Annotated in this window: 19 protein-coding genes; 10 read left to right on the top strand and 9 right to left on the bottom strand. The window is 62.8% G+C overall.

Annotated features, from left to right (window positions below; genetic code table 11):
* Positions 1 to 223: 223 nt before the first annotated feature.
* On the top strand, positions 224 to 445 hold the full coding sequence (locus C484_RS24155) for a hypothetical protein (RefSeq protein WP_083867292.1): 222 nt from the start codon (positions 224 to 226) through the stop codon (positions 443 to 445).
* Between the two features lie 11 nt (positions 446 to 456).
* Here C484_RS24155 and C484_RS05315 read toward each other — a convergent pair whose 3' ends face one another.
* Entirely contained in the window at positions 457 to 2,118 is a 1,662-nt protein-coding gene (locus tag C484_RS05315; RefSeq protein WP_006824919.1) for a spermidine synthase, read from the bottom strand.
* 289 nt (positions 2,119 to 2,407) lie between these two features.
* On the opposite strand from C484_RS05315, the gene C484_RS05310 reads away from it, so the two are divergent.
* On the top strand, positions 2,408 to 3,748 hold the full coding sequence (locus tag C484_RS05310) for a sulfatase (protein WP_006824918.1): 1,341 nt from the start codon (positions 2,408 to 2,410) through the stop codon (positions 3,746 to 3,748).
* A gap of 52 nt (positions 3,749 to 3,800) precedes the next feature.
* Here the strand turns inward: C484_RS05310 and C484_RS05305 are convergent, their stop codons facing one another.
* The 3 genes from C484_RS05305 to C484_RS05295 form a co-directional block, all read right to left on the bottom strand.
* Positions 3,801 to 4,034, bottom strand: coding sequence for a hypothetical protein (locus tag C484_RS05305; RefSeq protein ID WP_006824917.1), 234 nt, complete (start codon positions 4,032 to 4,034; stop codon positions 3,801 to 3,803).
* A gap of 110 nt (positions 4,035 to 4,144) precedes the next feature.
* Positions 4,145 to 4,798 (bottom strand): DUF7344 domain-containing protein, encoded by a 654-nt coding sequence (locus tag C484_RS05300; RefSeq protein ID WP_006824916.1) that lies wholly within the window; start codon positions 4,796 to 4,798, stop codon positions 4,145 to 4,147.
* A 270-nt stretch (positions 4,799 to 5,068) separates the two neighbouring features.
* Positions 5,069 to 6,346 carry a CobW family GTP-binding protein gene (locus C484_RS05295; RefSeq protein ID WP_006824915.1) on the bottom strand — a complete coding sequence of 426 codons (1,278 nt, stop codon included), beginning with the start codon at positions 6,344 to 6,346 and terminating at the stop codon, positions 5,069 to 5,071.
* A 135-nt stretch (positions 6,347 to 6,481) separates the two neighbouring features.
* Here C484_RS05295 and C484_RS05290 point away from each other — a divergent pair, with 135 nt between their 5' ends.
* The 4 genes from C484_RS05290 (at position 6,482) to C484_RS05275 (ending at position 12,220) form a co-directional block, all read left to right on the top strand.
* Entirely contained in the window at positions 6,482 to 8,509 is a 2,028-nt protein-coding gene (locus tag C484_RS05290; RefSeq protein ID WP_049915043.1) for a hypothetical protein, read from the top strand.
* Positions 8,510 to 8,820: 311 nt separating this feature from the next.
* Entirely contained in the window at positions 8,821 to 9,117 is a 297-nt protein-coding gene (locus tag C484_RS05285) for a hypothetical protein (RefSeq protein WP_006665891.1), read from the top strand.
* 125 nt (positions 9,118 to 9,242) lie between these two features.
* A complete protein-coding gene (locus tag C484_RS05280) occupies positions 9,243 to 10,217 on the top strand; it encodes an ArsA family ATPase (RefSeq protein ID WP_006824913.1) in 975 nt (324 codons plus the stop codon).
* Positions 10,218 to 10,384: 167 nt separating this feature from the next.
* A complete protein-coding gene (locus tag C484_RS05275) occupies positions 10,385 to 12,220 on the top strand; it encodes a carbon starvation CstA family protein (protein ID WP_006824912.1) in 1,836 nt (611 codons plus the stop codon).
* Positions 12,221 to 12,647: 427 nt separating this feature from the next.
* On the opposite strand, the gene C484_RS05270 is transcribed toward C484_RS05275, so the two are convergent.
* A complete protein-coding gene (locus tag C484_RS05270) occupies positions 12,648 to 13,295 on the bottom strand; it encodes a hypothetical protein (protein WP_006824910.1) in 648 nt (215 codons plus the stop codon).
* Between the two features lie 153 nt (positions 13,296 to 13,448).
* On the opposite strand from C484_RS05270, the gene C484_RS05265 reads away from it, so the two are divergent.
* Positions 13,449 to 13,673, top strand: coding sequence for a hypothetical protein (locus C484_RS05265; protein ID WP_006824909.1), 225 nt, complete (start codon positions 13,449 to 13,451; stop codon positions 13,671 to 13,673).
* 117 nt (positions 13,674 to 13,790) lie between these two features.
* On the opposite strand, the gene C484_RS23570 is transcribed toward C484_RS05265, so the two are convergent.
* The 4 genes from C484_RS23570 to C484_RS05250 form a co-directional block, all read right to left on the bottom strand.
* Positions 13,791 to 13,949: a hypothetical protein gene (locus C484_RS23570; protein ID WP_006824908.1), complete on the bottom strand. Its 159-nt coding sequence runs from the start codon at positions 13,947 to 13,949 to the stop codon at positions 13,791 to 13,793.
* A 141-nt stretch (positions 13,950 to 14,090) separates the two neighbouring features.
* The gene (locus C484_RS05260) at positions 14,091 to 15,290 is read right to left on the bottom strand and encodes a redox-regulated ATPase YchF (RefSeq protein ID WP_006824907.1); all 1,200 of its coding nucleotides are present in this window, start codon (positions 15,288 to 15,290) and stop codon (positions 14,091 to 14,093) included.
* Positions 15,291 to 15,454: 164 nt separating this feature from the next.
* Positions 15,455 to 15,763, bottom strand: a complete 309-nt coding sequence (locus C484_RS05255) for a hypothetical protein (protein WP_006824906.1) — start codon at positions 15,761 to 15,763, stop codon at positions 15,455 to 15,457.
* A gap of 95 nt (positions 15,764 to 15,858) precedes the next feature.
* Entirely contained in the window at positions 15,859 to 16,995 is a 1,137-nt protein-coding gene (locus tag C484_RS05250) for a pyridoxal-phosphate-dependent aminotransferase family protein (RefSeq protein WP_006824905.1), read from the bottom strand.
* A gap of 137 nt (positions 16,996 to 17,132) precedes the next feature.
* Between C484_RS05250 and C484_RS05245 the strand changes: the two genes are divergently transcribed.
* The 3 genes from C484_RS05245 (at position 17,133) to C484_RS05235 (ending at position 21,843) form a co-directional block, all read left to right on the top strand.
* Positions 17,133 to 17,867 (top strand): MBL fold metallo-hydrolase, encoded by a 735-nt coding sequence (locus C484_RS05245; protein ID WP_006665901.1) that lies wholly within the window; start codon positions 17,133 to 17,135, stop codon positions 17,865 to 17,867.
* A gap of 152 nt (positions 17,868 to 18,019) precedes the next feature.
* Positions 18,020 to 21,097: an MMPL family transporter gene (locus tag C484_RS05240; protein ID WP_006824904.1), complete on the top strand. Its 3,078-nt coding sequence runs from the start codon at positions 18,020 to 18,022 to the stop codon at positions 21,095 to 21,097.
* Positions 21,094 to 21,843: a TrmB family transcriptional regulator gene (locus C484_RS05235; protein WP_006824903.1), complete on the top strand. Its 750-nt coding sequence runs from the start codon at positions 21,094 to 21,096 to the stop codon at positions 21,841 to 21,843. Before C484_RS05240 ends, C484_RS05235 begins: the two co-directional genes overlap by 4 nt.
* Positions 21,844 to 21,928: the final 85 nt, after the last annotated feature.

Here is a 21,928-nt window from a genome sequence, read left to right as displayed (position 1 = left end):
GTGGTCGCTACACCGTTTGGGGTTGTGAGCCGATGCTGCGGTCTCCGCACTCTCTTCCTCTCTTCCTCTCTCACTCTCTTCCTCTCTTCCTCTCTTCCTCTCTCACTCTCTTCCTCTCTTTCTCTCTCGAAACGTCATATCCGGGGACGCAAACGATGGATAAAACAGAAACCAGTGCAGTCGAGTTCTTATCCGGCCGGCGGCCCTGTTCCGTATCGAGCGTATGTCACGGCCACGAGAGTTCGCCGCCGATACGCGGTGGGGATGGTGCTGTCCGCGCTGCGAGTCTGACGTTCCAGTGCGCAAGGATCCACGGTCAGAGACGTTCCGGTGGGAGTGTCCGGACGAGTCGTGTCCGGCCGTCGGGTTCGGGTTCACGTCGCGACGACGGGCGCGGATCGCACTCCGAGAGTATCGAGAGCGGTATCAAGGGATATATCGGTAATCGGTTCGGTCTTAGCCGATGAGCGTCGCCCTCGCACCGGGGTTCGAATCGGCGGCGATCGCAGCCGTCGGTTCGGCGGGTTCGGTATCGGCTTCGGTCCCACCCTCGCCGTCCGCCGATTCCTCGATCACGTACCGCTGTCCCAGCATCGGGTCGAGCAGGCTATCGACCTCGCCGCGGTCGTCGCGGAGGACCGGCGCGTCGTCCGTATTCGGCTCGTCCAGTCTGTTATCGATTGCACTGCTGAGATCGACTCCCATCGTCTCGGCGCGCGCGTCGTTCCTGGCTTCGAGTTCGGACTCGTCGAACGCGGTGTCGTCGTTCGTCGCCACGATTTCGATGTTCTGGACGTTATTCGAGTCCGACGTGCGGAAACTGTAGGCGTCGGGGAAGGCTTCCTGTACCGTCCGGTACTGGGCGCGATAGAACTCGGCGGCCGGTCCGTTCGGAGCCGAAATGACGTTCGCGTGGAAGCGGCCGTCATCGGCCAGCCGATCCGAAACGAGTTCCATGAACTCGACGGTGGTCAGGTGGAAGGGGACCTGTTCTTTCTTGTAGGCGTCGAGGACGATCACGTCGTAGGTTTCGTCGGTTCGCTGGAGGAACTGTCTCCCGTCGGTCGCGTGGACGTTTATATCGGCGGACTGCTCGGGGTCTTCGAGGCCGAAGTACTCCTCCGCGGCATCGGTGACGGACGGATCGATTTCGACCACGTCGACCGTCGCGTTGTACTGGTCGGCGAAGTCCTGCGGCCCGGTGTAGCCGCCACCGCCGATGAACAGGACGCGGTCGACGTTCTCGATATCGTCGCTCATGAGCATCGGCAGGTGGAAGTACTTCGTGTAGGTGAAGACGTGTCGGTCCGGTTGGTCGAGGTCGAGCGCGCTGTGTTGTGCGCCGTCGAGGTACATCGTCCGTTCGCCGCCGTTATCGATGACCTCGAGTTGTTGGTACGGCGTCTGGGTCTCGTAGACGACCTCACCCCGATGGTCGATGTCGAAGAGGGCGGGACCGCCGGCGGCAGCGCCGACGAGCGCGAGCGCAACGAGTACGCTGGCAGCGGTCGGCCTGCGCGGCAGTTCCGGAACTACAAGGATGAGTGCGGTGCCAACGAGCATGAGTCCGAACAGGAGACCGATCCCGTCGATGCTCAGTGCCGGAATGAAAACGAACGTCGTCGCCCCCGAACCGACGATGCTGCCGATCGTGCCGAGGGCGTAGACGTGGCCGGAGGCTTCCCCAGTGCCTTCCTTCTTCGAGAGTTCAGCCGCGTAGGGGCTGATGAACCCGAGGAGGTAGGTCGGGGGGCCGAAGAGGACGATGACGGCCGGCAGGGACGCGTATCGCGCAGGGAGCGCGAGCGCCGAGGTGTACGTGAGCAGAATGTCGCTCGCGAAGACGACGACACCGACGTACGCCGCGGTCGCGAGCATGAGCCAACTCATCTGACGGTTCGTCGCGACCGCCGCGCGCTTGCCGCCCTGCCAGTAGCCGAGACTCAACGCGGCGAGCAAGACGGTCAGGATTCCCCCAACCGTGTAGATGTGATTTCCGAACTCGGGAGCGAGCGTCCGCATGGCGAGCATCTCGAGACCCATACTGGTGACACCCGAGATGAAGACGGCGAGGTCGGGTTTGCTCGGCCGAACCGAGGCGAACGCGGGGACAGCCATTGCTGGGATTGTCGCGGTCGATCCGTGAGTACCTGTTGGCTTCGGCAGATCGATACGGCGGTCCAGTCGCTCGATTTCAGCGCCGATCGACCGTCCCGATGCGATCGCTCACTCCCGCTCGTTTCGCTGGGAGCCGTCACCGGCGAGTTCAGACGCCCCACAAGTGCAACAGAGGTGATGTGTAAGTACGTCCCTCCGTTGGTTCTGTTATCCGTCTCTACCCACCTAACACCGAATTTCACGAATTCATACCAAAAAGGACTAACTAGTTTAGCCGTGTTGCATCGGTATGACCAATTCGGGTGAACTGCCGCCGGTTGACGATCTCGATACCGTGATCCTCCTTTCGGCGGACTCACTGCGCGCCGACCGCGTGCACGCGACCCGCAACGACGAGCCACTTACACCGACGCTGGACGAACTCGCAGCGGAAGCGCTCGAGTTCAACCCCGGCATCGCGCCCGGTCCGTCGACACGCGACACGATTCCGTCGATGCTCACCGGGAAGTTTTCATCCCAGTTCGACGAATACGGGTTGCCAACGGGCGGTTCACCGACGACGATCGCGGAGGAACTGTCGGACCGCGGCTTTGCCACCGCCGGACTCAGCCAGAACAACTTCACGGGGCGACGGTACAATATCGACCGCGGGTTCGACTACTTCGATGACGTGAGTGCGGAAGCGCGAAAGGAAAACAACAGCGGTGCGTGGCGGCTGTACGTCCGTGATCTGATCGAAGACACGCCGCTCATGGATGCCGCGTCGCACGCGAACAATCTCGCGATGGAGCACCTCGGGAAAAGCCTCTTTCACAGGGACGACGGGGCCGACGTCATCACCGATAGAGCACTCGATTGGATGGGGGAAACGGACGGCAAACGGTTCCTGTGGGTCCATTACATGGATACCCATCATCCGTACCTCTCGCCGAAACGGATCCAGAAACAGTACGGGCGTGTCTTTCCGCCGAAGAAGATCAAACAACTCTCGCAGAAAACACGGAGTGCGCAGGACGAAATCACCGACGCGGACGTCCCCGATATGGAGTACGTCTACGACTGCTCGGTCCGCTACGTCGACGAGCAGATCGGCCGTCTTCTCGACCACCTTCGTTCGGAAGGCGAGTTCGAGAACTCGCTTATCATCGTCACCGGCGATCACGGCGAAGGGTTCGGCGAGTTCGGCAAATTCGGTCACGCGCACGAACTGTGGGACACGCTGGTCGCCGTCCCGCTCATCGTTCGTCACCCCCGCGGACCGTCTCGAACCGTCGACGGCCAGGCACCGCTTCGATTACTCAAGGAATCTATCGTTGACGGCACCGGACTGTTCGAGCTTTCGGACGGGGGTGCCGACTACGTCTACACGGAAGTGCCGAATTACCGGGAAGATATCAAGGGCGTCCGCGGAACGGAGTACAAGCTGATCGATACTGGAGACGAGCGAATCGCGACGCGGATCGGTGATGGTGACGAAGAGACCGTTCCCGTCTCAGAAATACCCGAGTCGAAACGCGAGCAGTTAGCCGCGGAATTGGATCGCGAATTCGAATCCGTCCAAGTCGCGTCGGACGTTGAACGGCGCGAGTTCAAGAAGGACCTGGCCGCGTTAGGCTATCTCGACGAGTGAGACGATTGCGAGACCGGTTTTTCGGCGTCCCCGCAGACGGACGGGTTGCAGCCTACGGGCGCGTCATCACGTGCGTGAGAACGAACAGTCCGACCGCGACGACGGCAACAGTAGCGAGGCTGAACTCGATCATCCCGATCGCGTCTGCACCCCAGACGAGCCACCAGGCGAACAGCCCCGAGAGGGCGGCGTTCAACACAACGAGCAGGCGCGGATCGCCGCTCGAGGACTCGAGTCCGTCGCGGAATCCGTCACGCCTGCTCTCCGAATCGGGATCGCTACCCATAGCGCGATAGGGGCACGACACTTACTTAGCAGTTTCCGTGCCGGCGGTTCGGGTTCGGGTTCGGGTTCGGGTCCGGGTTCAGGTCCGCCGCGGTCGGACGGGGCGTCCGATCACTGACTTCGCCGACGGTCGGTGACCTGTTGAATCGCAAACGGGTGGTCGGTACAGGCAACGGTGGTCAGGACGAACAGAGCCGTGACGATGGTGCCGAGAGCGAGTCCGGAGATCGGGAGGAGGCCGAACGCGGCCGCGAGTAACAGGCCAACGCTCGCCGTCGCGGTGGCGACGTAGTACGTTTCGTCAGTCATTACCGAACCGCCGAAACGACCGAGGAGCGATCGGTCGGTTTCGTCGTCGGCAGCCATCGGATCGGGTGTCGTGACTTCGAGATACGGTCTGAAGATTTCGAGGTGGTCCCCGGGCTTGACGATACCGCGTGACTTGTTGTAGTCGATAACGCCGGCCTTATCGAGTTTCGGTAGGTGCGACTGGTAGAGTGGGATGTAGACCCGTTGGCGCTGTGTCGAGGACAGTTTGGCGACCGTTGTCTCGTGCTCGCGAGCGGCGACGTGCTCCGCAAGATTTCCCATCTTGACGGCCCCGTCCGCAGTGAGCATATACCGAATCGCCTCGCGTCTCCGCGAGGTCTGAAGGATATGAAAGACATCGTCATCGGAGAGTGTCGTCGATTCGTCGCGCGAGCGGTCGCTCGCCGAGGCATTCGCTGTGGCCGCAGAGGGGGTCGGGCGGTCGGTGGTGCTCATACTACTCACTCAGGTGAGTGAACTACGCCCTCCTAAACGTTATTGTATATCGTGTCGGCATAAACAGTAAAATAGCCATTACGTTTCAATTCAGGAACTGTCTCCATTAAGCACGCATTAGGCAGTTAGTAGCTGTTTACCGGACAATCTCGGCACCTAATAACCACATAATACCGTTCTAATACGCCGACATATATTGAGAAAAATACGACATTCGTCATAAAATGAGTGTCCAGTGTTTAGGTCTTTCTGGCCGCCCTAAAAGAGCGGCTATTCCCGCCTCAAAACGGTTTCTTCGCCGGGTTCGACCGGAAACGAGTTCTTGGGCGCGAATGCGTCACGGTCCCACTCGGTCTCGGTGACGAGACCGTCCGTTAGCCGCGCGCGCAGTCGCGACTCGACGCCGTCGATTTCAGTGTCGAAACCGTTGTGCTCACCGGTATCGTCGCGCGCCGTCGCGATAACCACGAGTTCGGTCTGTCGGTCGCCGAACTCGTCGTGCCACTCGAGGTTGGGACGGTTAGAACGGTAGAGGTCGCGTTCAAGTGCAGGTAGGGTGGCGATCCAGGGGCCGGTTGCAGTCAGCCGAACGGACGGGCCGGCCTGGGAGAGGGAGAGTTGCATGTCGGTGCCGGCGACCCAGGCGGTGCCTTTGGAGCGAACGACAGCGGCGGGCAGATCGCGGAGGATGGCGGCGAATCGATCGGGGGGGAAGGGCCGGCGTACGCGGAAGACGAACGAGTCGACGCCGTAGGCTTCGGATGGGCGGCGGTGGGTGTGGTCGGCCTCATGGTCGTGATCGGAGTTCTGATCGGACGGTTGACCCTGTCCTCGATCCTGGTCCCGACGGCCCCGATTCTGCTGTGCATCAGTTGCCGGATCGAATCGGTCCACGCCGAGCACTCGATCGGGATCGACCGCGCTGAACTCGGTGTGAATCGTCTCGGCGGTCGGCCGAAGCGCATCGAGGAGCGCATCCGTTTCGGCGAGTTCAGCCGGTTCACAGCGGTCGGTCTTGTTGCAAAGAATCAGGTCGGCGGCCTCGAGTTGCTCGATCAGGAGGTCCGAGAGCGGGCGGTCGGATTCTGCGGCCGGGTCGGTCCGGCGTTCCGGTACCGCTTCCCCCGCGAAGGTGTCGATGAACAGCGGCGTATCGAGGACGGTAACGATCGCATCGACGTCGTAGCGAGCGGCGACGCGCGAGGTCGTGGTAAAGAGGCGAGCAACGGGTTCCGGCTCGGAGATGCCGGAGGACTCGACGACGAGATGATCGAACTCGTAGGAACGGGCCAGCCGGACGACGGCGGTTTCGAGGTCGTCTTGCAGTTCACAGCAGAGACAGCCGTTCGAGAGTTCGGCGATGCCGTCGTCGACATCGAGTTCCGACCCGTCGGCGACGAGTTCGGCGTCGACGTTCACCTCGCCCATATCGTTGATCAGGACGGCGAGATCACGGCCGTCGGCGTGTTGGAGCAGGTGATTGAGCAGCGTCGTCTTACCGGCTCCGAGGCTACCGGCGAGAATCGTGACGGGAATCGTCGCGGCCATATCGAGAGTGATTGTATTGCACGGATTAAGCCTCGTCGCCTCGGGCCGTCTTTGACCGTGAGATTCTGCAGATAGATCGTTTACAGTGAAAGTAATGATAACCTACTTGTATGTGAAGAATCAAACCGAACCTGTATGCAACAACGTCCCCGCCGCGCAGTTCTTGGAGGAATCGGTGCGACGATGATTACTGCCCTCTCCGGTTCGACCGTTGCGACGACGGAGTCAGAACGCACGCCCGTTGCCTCCACGACGACCGAATCGTCGTTCGATGACGTGCTCGCGTACCTTCCAGCAGCAGTCGCCGACGACTCGATGGTCGTAACCGCGGTCGACTACGACCGCCTGCTCGAGGCCGACCAGCCCCACGATCCCCGTCCGTCCATTGGCTCGCTCGATATCGATGCGGAGTCGGTCTCAAAGAGCGCCTTCGTGACCTCCTACACCGACGAGTTCTCCCAGCCGCTCAGGGTCCTCGTCACCGATAGTGAACTCGAAGCCGAGACCGAGACCCGCGAGAGTGACGCCGGTATTGAGTACGAGTTCACTGCACACGACAGCCGGGATGAGACCGTCGTCGGAACGGACGGCGACGTTCTCGTCGTCGCCACGGACGCCGAGACAGTCGACGCGGCGTTCGACGCGAAGGCGGGCGAGGGAGACCGACTTCTCGAATCCGCGTCGACGGTCGAGGACGGATTGACGGTCTTCGACGGCAGCGACGCACGGACCGTTCAGGTCGGGGACGAGCAAATGGCGCCACGCGATGTCGAGGACGCAGCCGTTGAGTACGTCGTCCGCGCACAGACCGTTCTCGATCGAGACACGATGGAAGTTTCGATTGGCGTCCAGTTCGAGGACGAGTCGGCTGTTACCGACGAACTGATCGAAACCCTCGAGGCGGAGTTCGCCTACACTGCAACGGCGGACGAACCCGCGGTCGAGGTTGATGGGGCGTTCGTCAGCACCACGGTCGAACGCGACCTCGCCGCCGAACGAGCCGTTCGGGAACACGACAGTCCCGGTAGCCTCCACGTCGACCGTGAGATCGATTTCGACGACGAGTACCTCGAGATCGAACTCCTCCGCGGCGATCCGACGCCGATCGAGGACGTGACCTTCGAGGTTGACGGTGAAGAGTACGACCGCGACATCTGGACCAACGGCCACGGCAAACTCGAGGCCGGCGATACAATCGTCATGGACATGGACGACGTCGAACCGAACCTGTCGATCAGCCTCAGTCACGATCACGCCCTTGGCGGTTCCTCGAGCGGAACGTCGATCCTCTCTCACTTCCGCTTCGAGTCCGAGTTCGACGTCGATACCGGCGAACTCGTCGTCACGTACGACGACGACTTCCCGCTCGACGGCGATCGAGTTCACCTCGCGGTTTACGAGGACCGACCGTATTACCGGCCCGACGAGGAGACACCCGAACCGCGAACGTCCGCCCAGCCGTGGACGGGTGAGACGCTGTCCGAAGGAGACACGGCGACGCTCGACGGTGTCGAACCCGGCGATACGGTCCTCGTCGGCTGGGACGGAACCGCGTACGACGACAGCATCAGCCGAGTGCAGGCTCGTCCTCCGGGACGCGTCTCCTTCGAGTACGACTACGACAGCGAGCGACTCGAGGCGGTTCTCGAGTTCGACAGCCGTCGACCCGCCTCGGAGACGGACGAAGTCGAGGCGAGCGACATCGAGCGATCGGCGTCGGAGTACGAACTCCTGATCGACGGCGAGCCCGCCGACACGCAGTGGACGGACGAGTTCGAGACGGTCAGTTCAGGTGCCACGATCGAACTTACGGACGTGCCGATCGGTGTGGATGTCGAGGCCGTCTGGGCCGCCACGGAGACGCGAATCGGCTCGACCCAGCCGCAGCCGTCGGTCGAACTCGAGTACGATGCTGGGACGATCGAACACGTCGGCGGCGACGAACTGTCCGCCGCCGAACTGACGGCCGAGGTCTGGACGGACGAGGATAGATTCGAAATCGAACTCGGCGACGAAATCGACGGCGATTTCGAGGAGGGAGAAACGTTCACGGTCGACGCCGGTACCGAAGCCGATAGCGACGACGAGTTCGGCGAGGTCTACCACGTGTCGGTTCGCTATGCCGGCGAGTATCAGGTTGGATACGCGTCTCCGAACCGATAATAGATCGTTTCGCTCTCCGCTCTCCGCTCTTCGCTCTTCACTCTTCACGCGACCGCCGGCGCGCTGGTCTCTGCGGCCAGAGCGTCATCAGCGTCCTGCCCTCGAACGTACCGGTGACCGAAGCTGTAGTCGCTAACGGGCGTGTACGCACGATCGCGCGACGGTTATGCGATCGGTGTGTAGCCTGGTTGCTACTATAGCGCGCACGGTTCTGTTCTGTTTAGGCGCGGAGGCTGCCACCGAATAACGCCGCAGACGGGGCCGACGAAAGGGTGATACCTTTTAGTCTCCGGCCTCGAGTATGACCGACGATGACACTTGCCGATCGAATCGCGTCGTACCAGGCAACGCTCGAGGAGTGGCTTCGCGGGCTCTTTCACGGACTGTTCACGCATCCGGCCTACGAGAAGATCGAGCAGGAGGCCGAGGACACGGAGGACGCGTTCATGTTGGCGTGTTTCCCCGACGCCTTCGGTATCCCGAGCCCGGTTTCGTACTACACCGCTGAACTCCTCCCGTATCTGGAGGACGAGTTCAGCGCGTGGGAGCGTCGGATGTGGGATCGGCAGTCGGTTATCGAACGAAAGGGACACCAGTATCACTTCTGAGCAGACAATGCAATGTATTCCACGACGGTGATTCCACGTCCGCGCCCGCATTCGCGTTCGCTGTTAGCGCCGACTCTGCCCCGTGGTATGGCCCTGCTGACTGACGTGGTGATCCGATTCAACCGATGACCGAGTTCATCTTTTTCGGCGGCAAGGGAGGGGTCGGCAAGACGACGGTTTCGTGCGCACACGCACTCGAGTGCGCCGGTTCGGGGCATGAGACGCTCGTCGTGTCGACCGATCCGGCCCACAGCACGACCGACGTGTTCGAGCAGGACTTCGGTGACGAGCCCCGGGAAGTCGAGGGGTATACCGGTCTCTCGGCGATGGAGATTGACCCGGAGCAAGAGGTACAGGACCATCTACAGGATCTCAAGCGGCAGTTAAATGCGCAGCTCTCAGCGGCGATGGTCAACGAGGTGGACATCCAACTGGAGATGGCCCATCAGACGCCGGGTGCCTACGAAGCGGCCCTGTTCGATCGATTCGTCGACGTGATGCAGACCGCCGAGGATTACGACACGGTGATTTTCGACACCTCGCCGACCGGATCGACGCTGCGACTGCTCGCGCTGCCGGATCTCCTCGAACAGTGGATCGACAGACTGGTGGCCAAACGCAAGCGGAGTATCGACCGCTACGAGAAGGCTGCGATCGGCAACCGGGAGCCCCGACGGGTGATGGACGGCGACCCCGTCCTCGCTCGCCTCCAGCAACGCAAGGAGCGATTCGAGTTCGCCGGCGAGGTGCTGCGGGAAAGCGCCTCGTTTTACCTCGTGTTGAATCCGGACGAACTCTCGATCCGGGAGACGCGCCGCTCGGTCGAGACGCTTACCGACGCGGAGCTCCCCGTTCGCGGGCTCGTCGTCAACCGATTGACGCCGGAACCCGACCCGGACGAGTCGGGGCGGGGCGCACGCTATCTCCGCGAGCGGGTCGCGACCGAACGCGACCGCCTCGAGCGGATCGAGCGCGAGTTCGACGTGCCGGTCGTCGCAACCATCGAAACGCGCGTCGAGGAGGTTCGCGGCAGTCTCCTCGAAGACGTCGCAGCTGAACTCGATATGGGGGGCTCGGACGAGCAGTCGCGGCTGGAATAGGCTGAACTCGCGAGGTTTTGAGGTGCCCATTTGTTTCCGACTTGTCGAATAACAACTGATTTCTTCCATTTGGTGGCGAAAAGAGGTGTTTTCTCGAAGGGAATACGGACCTCAATAAATAATATTTATAGTGTCTCCGTCCAACAACCGGCACGTGATATAATACCATGGCGGGTGTAATATGGATCGTGGCACTGGTGCTGGTGTTGTTCACCGTCTCGTACGTCGGGTACGGGCGGTATCTCTCGCAGTTCGTGGGGTTAGACGACAGTCGCGAGACGCCAGCGCACAAGTACCAGGACGGACAGGAGTACGTACCGGCGAAGAAGCCGGTGCTACTGGGGCACCACTACTCGAGTATCGCGGGCGGCGCGCCGATCGTCGGTCCGATAACGGCGGCACTGGTCTGGGGGTGGGTTCCAGCCGCGCTGTGGGTCGCCATCGGGAACCCGCTGATCGGCGCGGTCCACGACTTCGTCTCGTTGTCGGGGAGCCTTCGACACGAGGGGAAGTCGATCGGCTACATCATCGGGGAGTACGTCGGGGAGCAGGGCAAGAACATGTTGCTGTGGTTCGCGTTCCTGCTGACAATTCTCGTGGTGGCGGTGTTCGCGCTGGTTATCGGCTTCGTGTTCGACTCCTATCCGCAGGCCGCGACGGCCAGCATGCTCTACGTGGCGCTCGCGCTGGTCTTCGGATTCTGGCTGTACCAACTGAATCTGCCGTTCTCGGTGGGAACGGTTGTCTTCGTCACCGGTATCTTCGCGACGGTGTACGTGGGCATTCAGTATCCGATCGCGTTCTTCGGTGCGGAGTTCGAGAACGCACCCGACACGATCGTCCTGTTCGGAGAGACTGCACCGTCGATAATTCCGGAACTCGGCTTCAATCCGAACGTCGGCATGTGGGTGCTGGTAATGCTCGTCTACGGGGCGATCGCTAGCGTCCTGCCGGTATGGATGCTGCTCCAGCCCCGCGACTACCTGTCGTCGTTCCTGCTGTACACGGGGGTCGGCGGCGCGCTGCTGGCAGTCATCGTCGGCACGTTCGTGACCAGCACCAGCGAACCGTTGACGTTCCAGGTCGACGCGTGGTACGGCGCGTTCGGCAGTGAAAATGCTGGTTACGAACTCATGCCGCTTTTCCCGCTACTGTTCATTACGATCGCCTGTGGAACCGTCAGTGGCTTCCACTCGCTGGTCTCTTCCGGAACGACGGCCAAGCAACTGGACAAGGAGACCGATGCCCGTCTGATCGGCTACGGCGGGATGCTCGGCGAGGGACTGCTCGCGGCCGTCGCGCTCTGTACGATCGGCATCGCGGGATTCGCCGGAGCGAGTGGGGGGATTGGTCTCGCTCTGCCTAACTTCGCGGACGGTGGCGGCGTAATCCTCACCGCGTTCGGTATTCCGGAGAGCTACGGCGCGCCGTTCATGGCGCTAGTGCTCGCCAGCTTCCTCCTGACGAGCATGGACACGGCCGTCAGGCTCAGCCGGTACATGGTCGAGGAACTCGTCGGTACGCCCACAACGTCGATCCAATCGTTCGCCGCCAACCGCTACACAAACACGAGCGTCGTGGTACTCGTCGCCTTCCTTCTACTCGGTACGGGTAGCTGGGAAGACCTGTGGCTGCTGTTCGGCGGTGCGAACCAGTTGCTGGCCGCGCTGGCGCTGTTGACCGGAACGGTCTGGTTGACCAACTGGGACCGCAGCAAGCAACTTATCAGCACTGGTGGACCACTGGCGGTGATGGGCGTTATTACGGTTCTCGGCCTCCTGTGGGTCGCCTTCTATCAGGTCCTGTTCGTCCGGCTGATTTCCGGTGATCCGGGAATATGGATCTGGATCGCCGCCGGGAGTCAGATCGTCATCAACCTGACGCTGGTCGGACTGGCGCTGGCCCTGTTCTGGAAGGGATATGGTAACATCAAGTCAACCGGCGATGTCGGCGGCGAACCCGTGGCTGCCGACGGAGGTGACGGGATACCTGAAGACGACTGAAGCTGCAGTCGACAGGTGATCAGTCCGAGAAGGCCTGATTTGATATTATTTATGTGGCGACAGATCTCATGNGACGGGATACCTGAAGACGACTGAAGCTGCAGTCGACAGGTGATCAGTCCGAGAAGGCCTGATTTGATATTATTTATGTGGCGACAGATCTCATGTAGTGGGGCTGAGTAGATCGAATCATTCTTCCTGTTCGGCAGCGTTCGATGGGAGTCCGCTGGACACTGTTCGGCGGCGTGAACCAGTTCCTGTCGTCGCTGGCGCTACTGACTGGCACGGTCTGGCTGGCCAACTGAAGCAAGCCCAAGCAGTTGCTCTCCACCGGTGATCCGATGGCGTTGATGGTCGCGAGCGCGTTGCGGAATACCGTTCTTTCGACGGCCCGAGGAGAAGAGTTCCGAATCGAACGATCTACCGGCTACAGCTGGAACCGGCGCGAGATCAGTCTGAGGAGACCCGGCTCGTCGCGCTCGATCGGCTCCCAGAGGCGAAACGCCGACGCTACGTCCGCGTTCTCGCTCGCAACCAGCGTCTCCGATGCCGGCGCGACGACGACGATATTGATCTCGTAGTGACCGTGATAGCCGTACGTCAACAGCGTCCGCCCATCGACGGCCTCGATGCGACGCCGCACGTCCGTTGGGTCCGGAATCGACGGCGTAACGAGGACGAACGTGAACTCCGTGGCAAAGTGCTCTTCGTCCGCCTCGATCCACTCATCCGCGAGTTCAGCGCCGAGGTCGGCAAAGCGCTCCAGTGTCCGGTCGTCGACAGCATCGACGTGTGTGACGAACAGGTGCTCGGTCGACTCGTGGTCGGCGAACGAGAGCGCGGGGTGGAAGGCGTGTTTCTGGTTGACGACCGAAAGCGTCCCGTACAGCGTGAACTCCACCCCGTCGACCCGGTAGTCCTTCTCGAGATCGTAGTTGTGCATGAGCCGATCGCTGACTCGGTCGATGAACTCGTCGTCCCAGTCGGGGACGGCTGCAAGGTCGCGATCGCCGGCTGCATCCTCGCGGGCCGGGTCGAGACCCGTTTCGGTTGGCCTGTCCGCTGGACGTTCCATGTGAAGTGATGCCACGTCGCCCTCAAAAGTCCGTCGGGAACCAGTCCGGTGGCGATCGGCTGGCAACGGCAGCCAGCGCTCGACCGGTGAAGCCGCCAAGCGACCCATGTGTTTACATACCACTGGGACGAACCGTGGACACGAGACGAGCGCATGGCACGAGACCGAGAAGCGTGCGGACGATGTTCGACTTCCATCGTTGTTGACGCCGCACAGGGCGACCAACACGATGGCGAGCGTGGAGACCGCGATCCCTACGGCGACGCGCGTATCGAAGTCGACGACGCACAACTGCGGCGGTTCTCCCCCGACGGCTGGGTCACCCGCGTAGCGAGTGAACTCGATGCTGTCATGCGTCGATTCACCTGGGGCGAGTAAACGGTTCACACCATCCGAGACCATCGTCGCCAGTTCTGCTCCCCCACCGTATACGTACCGACAATTTTGCTATCGACGGTGAACTCGTCGAGCGCGTCCGCGATGATGCGTATCCAGTTACGTTTCGGTAGTGTCGACCGAGCGGTAGATCTCCGAGCGGAGTTCGGCAGCCCGTTCTTCGTCGATGACGGCTTCGTCCTCGAGTTCGTCGAGAATCCCGATGATCGCATCGCAGAGCCGCTCCGGATGGTCGATACGGACCTCTGAGTCGTCCATACGACCCCGACCACGCCGAGGGTATTCAACGACCAGGGCAGAAACCAGCGGTTCTCGTTCGGCGGTAGTTGGAAAGCAGTACGACGGCTCGCGAGTCCGAGTGCGGCTCTCGTCCGGTAATCGGAGCGATCGCCCGGTGACTTAGTTCGTCGTGATGACCTCGATCACGTCCCGCGACTCGACCGTGTAGTCCTTGCCGAGTTGGCGGTTCGTCCGGCAGTCGATCGCGTGCAGGAAGCCGTCGCCGATGTCGGAGTGGAGGCTGTAGGCGAAGTCCTCGGCGGTCGAGTTCGGCGGGATCAGGTAACAGTCGGGCAGGACCTCGCCGCGTTCGTTGCCCAGCCCGTTCGCGCCGCCGGGGAAGACGGGCGTGACGCCGAGCACGTCGAACAGGGCGGTTTCGATCGCGGCCTGGACGCCGGTCGCGCCGAATTCAGTGAGGAACTCGCGGATCTGCTCGAGGCCCTGTTCTTGCTCGCCGGAAACCTCACCTGTAATCTCGAACTCGGCGTCGCCGGGCCGGTAGTCGACGACGCCGGCCTTGTCCGCGGACTTCAGGGCCTTTTCGGCGTGGGCGCTGCAGGGGACGATCGTCAGGTGTTCGTAGTCGGGATCGGTCGTGATTTCCTCGTAGTTCGCCTGGGCTTCGGGGGTGTCCATCTTGTTCGCCGCGATGACCATCGGTTTGGTCTCCTTGCGGATTTCGCGGGCGAGTTCGAGTTCGTCGTCGGCGTCCCACGCGTCGGGGTCGAAGCCGACATCGACGCGGCGGATGAGGCGCTTGATCTCGTCCGCGTTGGTCTTGAACGCGCTCATCTGCTCGGCCAGTTCGTCCTCGATGGCGTCGTCTTCGGTGGTGTAGCCGGACTCGTAGCGCTCGATGCCTTTCTCGAGGACGCCGAGATACCACTGGTCGAGTTCTTCCTCCAGGAAGGCGATGTCCTCGCGGGGGTCGTGGCCCTCGGTCGGTTCGCCTTCAAGGTCGGTTTCGCCGGAGAAGTCGACGACGTGGACGAGTACGTCCGTCTCGTTCAAGTCGGTGAGGAACTGGTTGCCGAGGCCGTTGCCCTCGTGTGCGCCGGGGATCAGGCCGGCGACGTCGACGAGTTTCGTCGGCACGAAGCGGGTGCCGTGGTCGCAGTAGCCAACGTTCGGGGTGCACTCCTCGTCGAACTCGGGGGCGGCGCAGTCGACGCGGACGTAGGCCTCGCCGACGCTCGGGTCGATGGTCGTGAACGGGTAGGCCCCTTCGGGCACGTCGTTCATCGTCGCGGCGTTGAAGAAAGAGGACTTGCCGACGGAGGGTTTGCCGACGAGTCCGATCCGGTAACTCCTACTCATTACCTGTCCCTGACGCGGCCGACCTAAACGGGTTTCTGTCTCGGCGGCGGGTGATATGTCTATTCCTGGCACGCGAACGCGCGAGAGGGAGATCGAGAGAACGAAACGGAGAAACAGAACTGAACGGAACTGAACTCGAAGGGAACGCAGCGCGGATAGGACTGTCACCGGACCAGCGTCGTCCAACTCCAGCCGGCGAGCGCGACGACGATCAGCGCGAGAACGGCGAAGGCGGCCCACTGCTGCGTCTGAGTCTCCGCGATCGGCCCGAACACGTCGACGAGCCCGGTCGCCTGCATCAGTCCGACGACGATCAACAGGAGCAGGAAGATCGACACGACGCCGACTGCGATCCAGTTGCGAGCCATCTGCTCTCCCTCTTGCTTTGCCTCCTCGGCGTCCCGAGTCGGTTTCTCCGTTGGATCCCGATCGGTCCCGGCGTCGGGATCGAGGTTGGAGTCGCGATCGGACATATCAATCAGTAGACCGGGAGCACGGGAAACGGTTCTACCTGCAGATTCCGGTGGCGTTTGAAGTACGTGACCGCCGCTCCCGACGCCGTCGCTCGCTATTCGAGCACCGCCGCCAGCGCGTCCATCGTCCGCTCGACGCGTTCCGGCCGTGCGTTGTGGCCCATGTGACCGATCCGGATGATATCGTCTTCGAGTTCACCGAGGCCGGTCGCGACGACGATGTCGTGCTCGGTCCGCAGCCGCTCCTGCAGGTCGGTCGCACTGCCGCTGAACTCGAGTGCGGTCACGGTCGGCGAACAGGCCTCGTGAGACGCGGGGTACGGATCGAGCCCGAGTTCCGCTGCGCGGTCGCGACACAGCGTCGCAGCCGCCTCGTGGCGGTCGAAGACGGATTCAAGTCCTTCTTCGAGCAGCAAGTTGGCGGCGGCGTCCAGTCCCAAGACGTTCGAGGCGAGGTGGGTGTAGGGGAACCACTCCTCACCCTCCGCCGCAGCAGTACGCCAGGGCTCGAGGTCGGTGTACAGCGAGCCGGTTTCGACGGTTTCGATGCGGTCCCATGCTCGGTCGCTGATCGTGCAGGTGGCGAGCCCCGGCGGGGCGCTGAAGCACTTCTGGCTCGCGCCGAGACAGATGTCGATCCGGTCGGTCGGGACGGGCGCGCCGCCGAGCGAGGAGACGGCGTCGACGACGCTGATGATGTTGTGGGCCTCGAGCACGTCGAGGATCGGCTCGAGGTCGTTCAGCGTGCCGGTGGGGGTTTCGCAGTGGACCATGGTCGCCACGTCGAACGGCTCGTCCGCACTCTCGATTGCCGCCTCGACGGCGTCCGGGTCGAGCGTTTCGTCCCAGGGGACCCCGCAGCGAACTGGCTCGCCGTCGTACTGCTCGACGAAATCGGCGAAGCCGTCGCCGTACAGCCCGTTCGAGAGACAGAGCACGCGGTCCCCGGGGGAGACGAGCGAGGTGATCGCAGCCTCGAGTCCCAGGATGCCTTCGCCGCCGAGGACGACGGTGTCCCTGTCGGGCGTGGCGGGAGCTTCCCCCGCCGGTCCGGCCGCGTGAATCCGCGTGAGTTTGTCCGTCAGGTTTCGGTAGCACGTGAAGAACTCGGGTTCGAGGTCGGGATTCGGCGCTGGCTCGGCCAGCCGCTCTCTAACCGGGGCCGGAATCTCGGTCGGGCCGGGAGTCATCCGCAGTCGATCCGCAGCGAGACAGTCGGTAGTGTCGGCCATGGGTACGTGAGACTATCGCTGACGGGGACTAAAGTCGTCGGTGTCGGCGGTAGCCAGGGCTTCCCACACCGCTGTTCCGCCGGAACGCCCGACCGGAAGGGACTACCCTTATCGGTCGGGCCGTCACACTGTCGCGTATGCACGTCACGTTTCTCGGCACCGGTAGCGCGATGCCGACCGGCGAGCGCTTTCAGGCTGGTATTCTCGTTCAGAACGATGACCGAACGCTCCTGGTCGACTGCGGCTCCGGCGTCCTCCACCGCCTGCAGCAGTCGGGCGTCGGCTACGAGAGCGTCTCGACGGTCCTGCTAACCCACCACCACCTGGACCACGTCGCCGACCTCCTGCCGCTGATGAAAGCCCGCTGGCTCGCCGGCGAGGAACACCTGGAGGTCGTCGGCCCCCAGGGAACCAAAGCACTGCTGGACGACCTCCTCTCGGTCCACGAGTACATGCAGGACAAACTCGACCTGCAGGTTCGCGAGGTCGTCCCCGGCGAGTTCAGCGTCGCCGGCTTCGACGTGACGGCCTACGAAACGCGCCACTCCCTGCCGTGTCTGGCCTATCGCTTCGGCGATCTGTTCACCTTCAGCGGCGACACCGAGGCGTTCGCGGGACTGGCGAACTTCGCCGAGGGATCCGCGATCCTGGCCCACGACTGTTCGTTCCCCGATGACGTTGACGTCTCGAATCACCCGACGCCCGAGGCCCTCGGTCGTGAACTCGCGGGCCGTGACATTGGCCGTGTGTACTTGACGCATCTCTATCCGCATACGGAGGGCCGCCACGAGGAAATGCTCGAATCGATCGGCACGCACTACGACGGCGACGTGCGGTTCGCGGAGGACTTGATGACGATTTCGGTCGAGTAAGCGCTTCTTCCTGCCCGTTTCCATCCAATCGAGGAGACAACCGGACAGCGGCGCGTATCCAAATACGTATAACCGATCCGTTTGTAGGATTATAACAACAGTATGATTCAGGACGAACGGGAGCGCCAGCTCGTCCCCGGGAGGGGGATCGAATGAGCGCGCCCGAACGACTCGCAGCGATCGTCACGCAACACTCGCGTGTTGTGCTCGTCGTCCTCCTGCTCACGACCGCGGTCGTCGGTGCAGGTGCGACGATGGTCGACGACGACTCGTCGCTCGACCAGTTCGAGACCGACTCGGACGAGGCACAGGCGCTCGAAGACATCGAGGGTAACTTTACGAGCGACCAACAGGAGAACACGACGAGTTTGCAGGTGATAACCCGTACCGGCGAGGGCGATGACGGCGGGGACAACGTGCTGACGAAATCGTCGCTCATCTCGTCGCTCGAGTTCCAGCAAGACATTCGAGCGAACGAATCGATAAACGAGACGCTGGCCGACGACCAGCCGATCACCGGCGTCGAGAACATCATCGCCATCTCGGCGATCAGAAGCGAAGAGGCGGACGCGCTGAACGAGACCAGCGCACGGCTCGAACGCGGGCTCAACGAGACGGTCGCGATTCAGCGACAGTACGAGCAACTAAACGCGACGTACGACGAATCCGATCCGGAGTACGAGACCCGCGCGGCCGAACTCGAGTCCCAACTCGACGCCACCGTCGAGAACGCAACGGCACCGCTGACCGACGCACAGACCGCCGAGTACGAATCGGCCGTCCAGCAGGCTCGCGAGATCGAATCCCAGCGCTACCAGCTTGAGCAGACCACGGACGATCCCAGCGAATCCCCCGAGTACCAGGAACTCACCGAGCAACTCGAGGGCGTCTATCAGGCCGGTACCGTGGGCGTGCTCGAAGAAGAGTACGCCGCGCTCGAAGGCGGCGCTGATGGTGAGAACGGCGGCGGCGACCAGCCGTCTCTCGACGAACAGATCGACGCGCTCGAGGAACTCGACGACGACGAGTTCAGCGAACTCGTTGCGGAGACACTCTCGGACGGCGAGGGCGAGGACAATCCGGCGATTTCGCTGATGCCGACGTCGTACGAGCCGGGGAGTACGGAGGCCGACGCGCGATTGACATCGATCACGCAGTCGGCCGGGGGTGACGGCATGGCCGAGATGGGCGGGGTCGACGATTCGGTCGTCGACAGCCAACTCGAGATTCGAGATATGGCGAACGCACACGAGGACGACTACCTCGTCTTCGGGTCCGGCCTCATCACCGACGAAATCGACCGGTCGATGGGCGATAGCCTCGCGATCGTCGGACCGCTCGCTTTGCTGTTCGTCGTCGTGGCGCTGCTCGTCGCCTACCGCGACCTGCTCGATATCGTCCTCGGTATCGTCGGGATCGGCGCGGTCCTCGTCTGGACGTTCGGCTTCATGGGCTGGGCAGGAATCGCGTTCAACCAGATGTTCGTCGCGGTGCCCGTGCTCTTGATCGGGTTATCGATCGACTACGCGATCCACGTCTTCATGCGCCACCGGGAGCAACGCGAGACCGAGCGGTCCGCGGACGCCGACCGGCAATCCGCAGCCGATGGCTCGGTTCGCGGCTCGATGTCGGTCGCACTCGCCGGCGTCGGCGTCGCGCTCGTCTGGGTGACCGCGACGACCGTCATCGGCTTCCTCTCGAACCTCGTCAGCCCGATCGGCCCGATCCGCGAGTTCGGCATCGTCAGTTCGGTCGGCATCGTCGCCGCGCTGATCGTCTTCGGCGCGCTGATCCCGGCCGCCAAGGTTGAACTCGACGCGTTCCTCGAGGGTCGCGGTCTCGATCGCCACAAGCGCGCGTTCGGGACCGGCGGCGGCCGCTTCAGCGAGGTGCTGACGCTCGGATCGATCGCAGCCCGAAAGATCCCGCTGGTCGTCCTCGTCCTCGTGCTGGTCCTCTCCGCCGGGGGCGTCTACGGCGCGACGCAGGTCGACACCAGCTTCCAGGAGGAGGACTTCCTCGCGGAGGATCCGCCGGCCTGGACCGAGAGCCTGCCCGGCGGGATGAGCCCCGGCGAGTACCAGGCGAAAGACGACCTCGACTACGTCAACCAGGAGTTCCAGCGCGCGGACAGCCAGGCGCAGCTCCTCGTCGAAGGTGATGTCGCCGATCCGGCCCTGTTAGAACAGATCAACGAAACGCGCGAGGAGGCCGCATCGAGCGATGTCGCCTACGAGTTGGCGACGGGCGAGGCAGACGTGCAGGACCCGCTCTCGACCATGGAATCCGTCGCCGCGCAGAACGAGTCGTTCAACGAGTCGTTCACCGCGGCCGATACGAACGGCGATGGCGTGCCCGACGAGAACGTCTCGGCGCTCTACGACGAACTCTTCGAGGCCGACGAGGAGGCAGCGGGGCAGGTGCTCCACCAAACCGATGACGGGGAGTACAATATGACGCGACTGGTCATCGGCACCGACGGCGATGCAACGACGAGCGAGACGACCGACGAGATGCGCGCCATCGCAGGAACCCTCGAAGACGGCGGTGATGGCGACTGGACCGTCACCGCAACCGGCGATCCGATCGTGAGCTACATCGTCGAACAGGACCTGCTCGACACGGTCCTCGAGAGCCTGCTGATCACGCTCGTGGCGGTGTTCGTCTTCCTCTCGGCGGCCTACTGGCTGACCGGAAACAGCGCGATGCTCGGCACCGTCACGCTGTTGCCTGTCGCGTTCTCCGTCAGCTGGATTCTGGGGACGATGTACCTCCTCGGTATGCCGTTCAACGTGCTGACGGGGATGATCACGAGCCTCACGATCGGGCTCGGCGTCGCCTACAGTATCCACGTTAGCGCCCGTTACTCACTCGAGTTAGAACGCCAGGGGAACGTCTGGTCGGCGCTTCGGACGACGGTGACCGGCACCGGCGGCGCACTGCTTGGCAGCGCAGCGACGACCGTCGGCGGCTTCGGCGTCCTCGCGTTCGCCATCCTGCCTGCCCTTCAGCAGTTCGGGATCATCACCGCGCTGACGATCACGTACGCGTTCCTCGCAAGCGTCGTCGTCCTCCCCACGCTGCTGGTCCTCTGGACGCGGTACTTCGGCCCGGACGTGTCGTTCGACTTCGATCCGACCGGCGAACCGACTCCCGCAAGCGACGGCGGCGCGCCAGGGGACGCTGCCACCGCCGAGGACACCGCCTCTGAGGACGGTGACGACCGATGACCACCGACGAATCCGAGGCGCTCGACGCCTTCGAACACCTCGGACTCACCAGCTACGAGGCCAAGGTCTTCATCGCCCTCCAGCGACTCGGCTCAGGCACCGCCCGCGACGTCGCCCGAACCACCGACGTTCCCCGCTCGCAGGTCTACAGCGTCGCCGAAAGCCTCGCCGAGCACGGCCTCCTCGACGTCCAACAGGCCAGCCCGATCCGGTACCGGCCAGTCAACATCGAGGACGCCCGCACGATCCTGCGCGACCGATTCGAACGCGAACAGGACCGCGCCTTCGAGTTCGTCGATCAGGTCTCGGAAGAAGTCGCCGACGAGGAGACACAGGAGGACATCTGGACCGTCCGCGGTCGCGACCGGATCGACGACCGCACCGTCGACTTGCTCTCGAGCGCCGACGAGCGTCTCGTCTTCGCGACGCGCCTTCCCGAACTCTTCACGGACGCAATCGGACGCGTCCTCGAAGAGCAGGCGCGCGCCGGCGTCGAGACGATCGCAGTTAGCCGCACCGAAACCGTCTGCGACCGCTTCACTGAACTCGAGGGCGTCTCCGTCGAGTCCCCGACGAGACCCCACACGGACGACCACCGGTCCGGGCGGATCGCTATCGTCGACGACGACGGAATCCTGCTTAGCGTCGTCGACGACGCCGGCGAAGAGACCGCCATTTGGAGTTCAGAATCGCTGTTTGCCACCGTCCTCATCCAGCTCATCGAGGCGAATCAACACGTTCGCTGACGACGCCTAATGGGGCAGCCCGTCGTGAGGGCTGCTCTTTTCTTTTCCCACCGCTGGACGCCGATCTCGCGGCCGAAACTGGGAT

The sequence above is a fragment of the Natrialba taiwanensis DSM 12281 genome (assembly GCF_000337595.1).
In the GTDB taxonomy this organism is placed as follows: domain Archaea; phylum Halobacteriota; class Halobacteria; order Halobacteriales; family Natrialbaceae; genus Natrialba; species Natrialba taiwanensis.
Note: the sequence above shows the minus strand (reverse complement) of the source record. Positions and strands in the feature narration are given on the sequence as shown.

Bases quoted from the DNA above. Each gene is read 5' to 3' on its own strand.
- C484_RS24155 (WP_083867292.1), top strand. From the start codon at position 224: ATGTCACGGCCACGAGAGTTCGCCGCCGATACGCGGTGGGGATGGTGC.
- C484_RS05315 (WP_006824919.1), bottom strand. From the start codon at position 2,118: ATGGCTGTCCCCGCGTTCGCCTCGGTTCGGCCGAGCAAACCCGACCTC.
- C484_RS05310 (WP_006824918.1), top strand. From the start codon at position 2,408: ATGACCAATTCGGGTGAACTGCCGCCGGTTGACGATCTCGATACCGTG.
- C484_RS05305 (WP_006824917.1), bottom strand. From the start codon at position 4,034: ATGGGTAGCGATCCCGATTCGGAGAGCAGGCGTGACGGATTCCGCGAC.
- C484_RS05300 (WP_006824916.1), bottom strand. From the start codon at position 4,798: ATGAGCACCACCGACCGCCCGACCCCCTCTGCGGCCACAGCGAATGCC.
- C484_RS05295 (WP_006824915.1), bottom strand. From the start codon at position 6,346: ATGGCCGCGACGATTCCCGTCACGATTCTCGCCGGTAGCCTCGGAGCC.
- C484_RS05290 (WP_049915043.1), top strand. From the start codon at position 6,482: ATGCAACAACGTCCCCGCCGCGCAGTTCTTGGAGGAATCGGTGCGACG.
- C484_RS05285 (WP_006665891.1), top strand. From the start codon at position 8,821: ATGACACTTGCCGATCGAATCGCGTCGTACCAGGCAACGCTCGAGGAG.
- C484_RS05280 (WP_006824913.1), top strand. From the start codon at position 9,243: ATGACCGAGTTCATCTTTTTCGGCGGCAAGGGAGGGGTCGGCAAGACG.
- C484_RS05275 (WP_006824912.1), top strand. From the start codon at position 10,385: ATGGCGGGTGTAATATGGATCGTGGCACTGGTGCTGGTGTTGTTCACC.
- C484_RS05270 (WP_006824910.1), bottom strand. From the start codon at position 13,295: ATGGAACGTCCAGCGGACAGGCCAACCGAAACGGGTCTCGACCCGGCC.
- C484_RS05265 (WP_006824909.1), top strand. From the start codon at position 13,449: ATGGCACGAGACCGAGAAGCGTGCGGACGATGTTCGACTTCCATCGTT.
- C484_RS23570 (WP_006824908.1), bottom strand. From the start codon at position 13,949: ATGGACGACTCAGAGGTCCGTATCGACCATCCGGAGCGGCTCTGCGAT.
- C484_RS05260 (WP_006824907.1), bottom strand. From the start codon at position 15,290: ATGAGTAGGAGTTACCGGATCGGACTCGTCGGCAAACCCTCCGTCGGC.
- C484_RS05255 (WP_006824906.1), bottom strand. From the start codon at position 15,763: ATGTCCGATCGCGACTCCAACCTCGATCCCGACGCCGGGACCGATCGG.
- C484_RS05250 (WP_006824905.1), bottom strand. From the start codon at position 16,995: ATGGCCGACACTACCGACTGTCTCGCTGCGGATCGACTGCGGATGACT.
- C484_RS05245 (WP_006665901.1), top strand. From the start codon at position 17,133: ATGCACGTCACGTTTCTCGGCACCGGTAGCGCGATGCCGACCGGCGAG.
- C484_RS05240 (WP_006824904.1), top strand. From the start codon at position 18,020: ATGAGCGCGCCCGAACGACTCGCAGCGATCGTCACGCAACACTCGCGT.
- C484_RS05235 (WP_006824903.1), top strand. From the start codon at position 21,094: ATGACCACCGACGAATCCGAGGCGCTCGACGCCTTCGAACACCTCGGA.